Genomic DNA, 879 nt, shown 5'->3' on the forward strand with positions numbered 1-879 from the left:
CCATAGGCTTGCAACGAGGCAAAAATGACCGCATTGACGCCAAAAGAATAGCGAACTATGCGGTATTACACTATCGAAAACTGGAGTTATACAAATTGCCTGACAAAGACTTGGTGAGACTGCGGGGATGGATTATTATACGTGACAATTTGGTCAAGCAAAAAGTATCAAGCATAAAGTTATTGGAAACATTCTCCTGGATGGCTAAGTTGGCTGATGTGACAGAATCCATTTCTTTTTTGGAAGAGCAGCTCAAGTCGATAAAAGAAAGAATCCTGGAGGTGGAAGAGGATATGGAGCAACTAATAGCCGCCAGTACATCGCTTTACACAAACTACTTGCTATTAAGAAGTATAAAAGGAATAGGAATTATCAATGCCATTGTATTACTGTGTGTTACTGACAATTTTCAAAGATTTGACAACCCGAGGAAATTTGCCTGCTATTGTGGGGTCGCCCCATTTGAACATACTTCAGGTATTTCCATACGGGGAAAAACGCAGACTTCTTCATTGGCTAACAAAGAAGTAAAAGTATACCTTACCCGGGCAGCTATTACTGCCATCTCTTGGGATCCGCAGATGAAAGCATACTATAAAAGGAAAATAGCAGAGGGGAAACATAAAGCATCTGTAATCAATGCTGTAAGAGCCAAAATCATAGCAAGGTCTTTTGCTGTGATACGAAGGCAGACTCCATTTGTAACATTAGCCGTATAATAAAAAGGTCCTTAACTTCGAAAATATCTTAGGTTTAGGAAGTAGCTATACACTTCTGAAGAGTAGTTATGTCTATATACAAACTTACCCAAGGATACGTTAATGTTCGTAAACTTGGGTAAGATTTTATAGATATTGTTTGGAGAGGACTTAGAATTCA

1 protein-coding gene is annotated in these 879 nt (G+C 38.8%); it reads left to right on the top strand.

The genetic code is table 11. The features are described from left to right. On the top strand, positions 1 to 719 hold a 719-nt coding region (locus tag DW640_RS23225; protein WP_233525477.1), incomplete at its 5' end, for a transposase. Positions 720 to 879 lie beyond the last annotated feature (160 nt).

It is taken from the genome of Bacteroides sp. AM23-12 (assembly GCF_003434395.1).
Classification (GTDB): domain Bacteria; phylum Bacteroidota; class Bacteroidia; order Bacteroidales; family Bacteroidaceae; genus Bacteroides; species Bacteroides thetaiotaomicron.